Genomic DNA, 6,273 nt, shown 5'->3' on the forward strand with positions numbered 1-6,273 from the left:
GCTAAGCTGCGCGTAGTCCACGCTGACGCGTCCGTAGCCCGTAGCTGTCACGAAGCCCTCGCCGTAGCCTTTTTGCTCTAAAATTTGCTTGATCTGCCGCGCGACTTTGACCGCGCTAAAGCCGCTAGGTAGCAAAAACAGCTCGCAAAATTTGCCGCACTCATCCATAACGGCGACCTTTGATGAGGTCGAACCGATGTCGATACCGATAAAATGCATACTCTGATCCGTAGAAAATTTTTCCGACACGCGGAACTTCGTCAAATTTGAGCACAAATTTGTGCTCAGGTTCGTGTAAATTTGCAGAAACTACAAATGAAGATAAATTTATGCAAACGTAAATCGCGACCGCGATCTGCTTTGGTTGAAATTATAGCCAAAATCAGGCGTAAAAAGCGAGGGAAATTTGAAAAAATATTATTTAGCGCATTAAATTTGAGATTTTCGATGCGGCGAATGAGGGTAAATTTGACGACGGAATTTTAACGTACGGCGTCAAATTTAAGGTAGGTTTTGAACCGGGCGGTAAGCAAATTTGGTGGTCGTGAGAGGCGAGAGCAGACTATCAAATTTGGCTGGCGCAGTATGTAAATTTAGCCCGATCAAAAATGGGCTAAAATGCTAAATCCTACTAACCAAAAAGAGCCAGCCTACCGATAAACCTCGCCGTCGATTATCGCCATGGCTTTGTTGTCTTTACTGCGCGGCGGAGTGTAGAAAAAGCTGTGGCGAACAACCGTGCCGTCGTCGTATTTGAGCGTTAGTTCGCCTTGATCGAGCGTGTATGAGCCCTCGTCGCTGCGCGATTTTGAGCTACCCCCGTCTATGCTGCCGCATGGGGTACCCGAGGTTGCCATAGCATACGACGATCCGCCCGAGCTAAAGCGCCCTTTGCCGTCAAAGCAGTAGTATCCGCTCACGCCTACGCTCACCGTATCGCTGCCGCCCGACCAGCCGTGCAGGGACGACGAGCTGTCCTTGCGAAACGAGAAACATTCTTTTGGCATTTGGCTTGAAATTTGCGCCTGAAACATATAATACCCCGTACCGATGGAGTTCCACAAAAAGGTGCAGTCGTCGTTCTCGCAGTAGTAGCTCGTATCGTAGTCGTCGTTGCTAGTTATCGTTAGGATGCCGTCTTTGACCTTATACGTGCCGTCGATGCGCGTGCGCCAGTCGGACTTTTCTAGGCGGCTTGCGTATGTGCCGTCGTCGCGTAGGTAAAAGGAATAATCCTCGCTCGTGTTTAAAAGCATGTTAAATTTCGTACCGCCAAATACTCCCGAGCCTTTTTTGCTCGCCCCGGCGCTACTGTGTTTGACGCTAGAGTCCTTTGCGGGTTTTGCGGACTCGGCCGAATTTGAGCTTGATTTGTTTGCTTTTGCCTGCGCGCTACTTGCGCTTTTTTTAAAGATAAACAAGGCCTCTTGCCCGTCTGCGACTTGTTTATATTCGAGCATGCCGTCCTTTAGCCAAAACTCGCCCAGCCCTTTAGCGCTAAGCGCGTATTTGCCGCCGCCTAGACTTTCGTAGCCGCTTTTGCCCGCGCTATTGTTGCACGAACCATCCGGATTTACGCCCACGATGCCTACCGTTGCTTCATCGCCGCCGATCTCAAAAAACGAGTCGCCGAAGCACTTTTGTCCCGCGACTTTAAAGCTCTGCCCCTGCGCCTTCAGCGAGACTAGCTCCCATCTGCCCTCGATCTCGCTTAAATTTGACCCGCCGAGGCCGGCTTGATTTACGGCGCCGTTTACGATGCTGGCTAAATTTACCTCGTCTTTTTTAAAGGTAAATACGATCTCGTCGCCGCCCGTGCCTTGTTTGTACTCGAGCGAGCCGTTATTTAGCCGTAGCTCTGCGCCGCCAAGCGAGTATCTACCACCGCCTAGACTTTTTAGAGCGAAGTTTTGTTCGGCTTTTTCGCATGAGCTGCCGCCCGCGCTACTTAAGCTTAGGCGCGCATTATCGCCGCTAGCCTCGATAAAAGAGTTTTCGAGGCACTTTTGTCCGGCCGTTTTAAACGTCTGTCCCTGCGCCGTAACCGAGACGATACTCCATCTGCCCTCTAGCTCGCTAGCGCTTAAATTTGACCCGAGGCAAAGCACCGCGAGGATTGCAAAAAATTTAAATTTAGCCATATTTTTCCTTTCGTAAATTTTTAAGCCGTCTGCGGCGGTTTTGCCTTCGGCTTTTTGTTCTCAAATTTGCCCTGGTTTTACGCCGATGGGTTGCTATTCGTCCAAAAAATGTATCACGCCGTCGACGACCGCTCCGCCTGCCTTGCCTTCGCTAGTAGGCGGGATATAAAAAAAGCTATGTCGCTGCGTCCGTCCGTCGTCGTATCTGAGCGTGAGTTCACCGCTATCCAGCGTATATGAGCCCGCGCTACTGCTAGATCTTGTTCCGCCGCCGCCCACAGTGCTCATGGCGGCGGAGGAGTAGGCCCAACTGCCGTCCTTAAATCGGCCTTTGCCGTCGAAGTCATAGTACCCGCTCACGCCGCCGCCCACGATATCTGTGCCGCCCGAGGCGTTGTAAACGGACATGGAGCCAACGGCGGTGAATGAGTAGCTGCCCTTTGGCACCTCATTTAAGATTTGAGCGTTAAAGAGATGGTATCCGCCGTCGCTCCACAAAAACGTGCAGTCCGCATTCTCGCAGCTATATGTGCTTTGCTCGCCGTCGTTGGCGGTTCGTACGATTTTTTTGCCGTCTTTTTTATACGTGCCGTCGATGCGCGTGCGCCAGTCGGGCTTTTCTAAACGGCTCGCGTAAGTGCCGTCGTCGCGCAGATAAAAGGATATGTCGGTATTGGTGTTTATGAAGAACCACTTGCCTGCAAACACGCCCGTGCCTTTTTTGCTCGCTCCCGCGTCGCTATGCTTGACGCTAGGGTCTTTTTCGGGCTCTAAATTTGAGCTTGATTTGGCTTGCGCCCGATTTGAGCTAGCCTGCGCCGCGCGGCTTTTTTTAAAGGTAAACAAGACGCCGCCCGCGCTTTGTTCGTATTCGAGCGAGCCGTTTTTCAGCCTAAATTCGCCCGCATCGTTATCTAGCGCGTATCTGCCGCTGCCAAGGCTTTTGTAGCCGCTTTCTCCTGCGCCCGTCTTGCACGTGCCGTCCGGATTTGCCGCTACGATACTGACTATGGCTTTGCCGCCTGCTATCTGGAAAAACGAATCCTCAAAGCACTTTTGGCCCGCCGTTTTAAACGTCTGCCCTTGTGCTGCGACCGAGTCGATCTCCCATCTGCCCTCTAGCTCGTCTGTGCTCAAATTTGAGCCGGTTGCCGTTGCCGCGGCTTTGTTTGCGGCCGCGTCTTTTTTGAAAGAAAAAACGATAAATTTGCCGCCGTCTAAGGACTGTTTTACCTTTAGCGCATCTTTATCTAGCCAAAACTCGCCGATAGGACCCAGCGCGTATTTGCCAGCACCTATACTTTTAAAGGCGTAGCTTGCCGCGCCGCTTTTGCACGCGCCGTCCTCGCCTACGGAGCTAAGGCCTAGCTTTGCCTCGCGGCCGCTAACCTCGAAAAACGAATCCTCAAAGCACTTCTGCCCCGCCGTTTGCACCTCCTGCCCGTCTATGTTTGCCGAGACGATGCTCCACCTACCCTCCAGCTCGCTAGCGCTTAAATTTAACCCGAGGCAAAGCGCCGCGATGGTCGCAAAAAGCTTGACTGTAAATTTGAGACCGTTCATATTTACCCTTTTTTTGAAAATTTGTAAATCAAAATTGATAGCCGATTTTAACATTGGGAAATAAATTTAAAGATGACCTAAATCAAGAAAAATTATGAAAAAACTAAAACAAGCTGAGCTCTAACTTAAAAATGCGTCTATAAATCACGCTACTTAGCTCACCGCCGCCAAGAAAATCCAAATGATCTTGCCGTATTGCTTCGTCCATGGCGTAAAAAGCAGGGTTAGTAACACGTTCTTAAAAATACTGTAAAATGTATATTTATAGTTTTTATTACGCTCAAAACGTATCCAAATTTAAACTATAGGCACATGAAATTAGTATTTGTTTGCGGTTAAATTTGAGCCTAGACAAGGCATCGCGAGTGCTGAATAAATTTTACGACGGTTTCTAAATCGGTAGATAAATTTTAGAAATTAAGGAGTAAATTTAAAGAGAAATTTGAGCCCGGAGTCGGGCTCAAATTTTAGTGTAGGTCAGACCAGACTTTGCGTTTCCAAAGCCATCCGAATATACCGAAAATCAAGAAGTAGATCATCGCGTTTATGCCTAGGCTTTCGCGCTCGGCTTTTTTAGCGTCGCCCGCTTTTGCCATGTAGGCTACGACTTTGTCCTCGCTAGCTTTATTTAGACCTACGCGAGGCATCGAGGTGCCCGGTAGCATTTTTGCGTGTCGTTTATAAATTTATGCAGATAATCATCGCCTTTTGAGCGGATCATCATCGATAAATCAGGAGGGTTTGAGCCCATGTAGGCGGCCAAATTTACGCGGTTAGTTAGAACGTATTTGTTTTCGTATTTCATATCGTGGCATCTCTGACACGCATCTAGAAATACCTTCTCGTCGCTGATTTCTTTAGGCGCGATAGATTTTAGATATGCGACCATATCAGCTATCTCGGCTTTTGGATCCTCTCCGCCGGCCCCGAAAAAGGCAGGCATCGGATATGGAGTTTCGTCGTTAAATTTATGCGTTAGTTTTAGCGCCTTGGTCGGATCTTTGATGAGGGCTGCCAAGAAATGCTCGTCGTATATCGCTCCCGCGCTGCTAAGATTGGGCGGCACTACGCCGTACGCTTCGCTAAGTTCAGCAGCGCTCATAACTGTCGGCATACCCGCAGCCTCGACGCCGTGACAGCCTGCGCAGCCAGCATTTGCAAAGGTTTCTGCGCCTTTAGTCGCGTCGCCTTTGGCTAAATTTATAGCCTTTATATCGTTCCAAAACGCAGTGTAGTCTTCGAGAGATTTTTGTGCCTCTTCGAGATCTTTTTGTGCTCCGGCGACTTTTTTCTCGTCATTTAGAGCTTTTGTCGCATCGAGGGCCTTTTGCCTAGCTTCTACTACGGATTTGGCTTGATTTATATCCTCGGCGCCAAAGTCGTAATCGGCCGCGCCGACGTGCGGATGCATGACGTTATGCGCGTAAGGCTCGATACCCCAGTATGTTACGCCGGTTAAAATAACTACGATTATGAAAATTTTTAACTCTCTCATTTTACCGCTCCTTTTTTCTCAAGAGTCGTTATGATAGGTAAAACGACAAAAAGCAGAACGAAAAACGTAATGTTCGAGTAAAATCCTATCCATGAGTTTGAAATACCAAGCGTCATGCCGTCGGCAGGTAGCTTACCGAAGATCGTAAGCACGATCATATCGACCACTAGCAGCCAGAACCATACAAAAAAGCCCTTTCTCTCGTGAGCCGGAGCCACGACGTCGCTTCTGTCGTAAAGCAGCATGAAAAATAGAGCTACGCCCGCGATCGCAAACGCGATAAGGCCGATGTTGTAAGCTTTAAAGCCGAAAATGTCGAAGAAAAATCCGCGTAAAATCTTATACTGCCACAAGAAATACCACTCAGGATAGATGTGTGGAGGGGTTTTTAGAGCGTTGCCCGGCTCGAAATTTATCGGATCCATCGCAAAGTTGAAATGGAAACAGACTAAATAGAAAAAGAAAATTATAAAAAAGCCGATGTACATAAAGTCTTTTGCCAAAAATCCCGGCCAAAACGGAATAACTTTAGCATTTTTCTTATCGCCGCTTAGGTATTTTTCAGCCTCGATATCAAAGTCTATCTCTTCGCCCGTTTCTACGCCGTTTGCGCTTAGCGAGGACGGTCTCAGCAAAAACCGCGCATGGGAGCTTAGCTTGATCGCGGGATTTTTGCGGGCGGTTTTGTAAATTTCGCTTAGCTCAAGCCCCAGGCGGCCCGCGCTGATCTCTAAAAATTTGCCCGTGCCGGCCGAGCATTTGTCGTTCATGATGGAGTCCGTAGGCTTGCCACCTTCTATTTTGATAGCCTTGGTGTCCTGCCCGCCCACGCCCTCTACGGTGCAGTCTTTCTCGAACAAAAAGTGCGCCCCAAGGCCGTGGCATAAAATTTCGCTCATGCTAAGCTGCGCGTACTCTACGCTAACGCGCCCGTAGTCGTCAAAAAGCCCTCGCCGTAGCCTTTTTGCTCTAAATTTTGCTTGATTTGCCGCGCGACCTTGACCGCGCTAAAGCCGCTTGGTAGCAAAAACAGCTCGCAAAATTTGCCGCGCTCGTCCATAACGGCGACCTTTG

Annotated in this window: 3 protein-coding genes and 3 pseudogenes; all 6 read right to left on the reverse strand. The window is 49.1% G+C overall.

Annotated elements, in window-relative coordinates; all coding sequences use genetic code 11:
* Positions 1-219, reverse strand: a 219-nt coding sequence (locus tag Q0614_RS04655; RefSeq protein WP_366125041.1) for a BadF/BadG/BcrA/BcrD ATPase family protein, incomplete at its 3' end; no start/stop codon positions are given.
* Positions 220-650: 431 nt separating this feature from the next.
* Complete coding sequence (locus Q0614_RS04660) at positions 651-2,141, reverse strand: hypothetical protein (protein ID WP_298786884.1); 1,491 nt, start codon at positions 2,139-2,141, stop codon at positions 651-653.
* Between the two features lie 93 nt (positions 2,142-2,234).
* On the reverse strand, positions 2,235-3,704 hold the full coding sequence (locus Q0614_RS04665) for a hypothetical protein (protein ID WP_298786886.1): 1,470 nt from the start codon (positions 3,702-3,704) through the stop codon (positions 2,235-2,237).
* A gap of 467 nt (positions 3,705-4,171) precedes the next feature.
* Positions 4,172-5,199 (reverse strand): annotated as a pseudogene (locus Q0614_RS04670) (c-type cytochrome).
* Positions 5,196-5,789 (reverse strand): annotated as a pseudogene (locus Q0614_RS04675) (cytochrome bc complex cytochrome b subunit); the annotation flags it as partial. The pseudogenes Q0614_RS04675 and Q0614_RS04670, both read right to left, overlap by 4 nt.
* A 144-nt stretch (positions 5,790-5,933) precedes the next feature.
* Positions 5,934-6,098, reverse strand: a pseudogene (locus Q0614_RS04680) (BadF/BadG/BcrA/BcrD ATPase family protein); the annotation flags it as partial.
* Between the last annotated feature and the right edge of the window lie 175 nt (positions 6,099-6,273).

The organism is uncultured Campylobacter sp. (genome assembly GCF_937997595.1).
Lineage (GTDB): Bacteria > Campylobacterota > Campylobacteria > Campylobacterales > Campylobacteraceae > Campylobacter_B.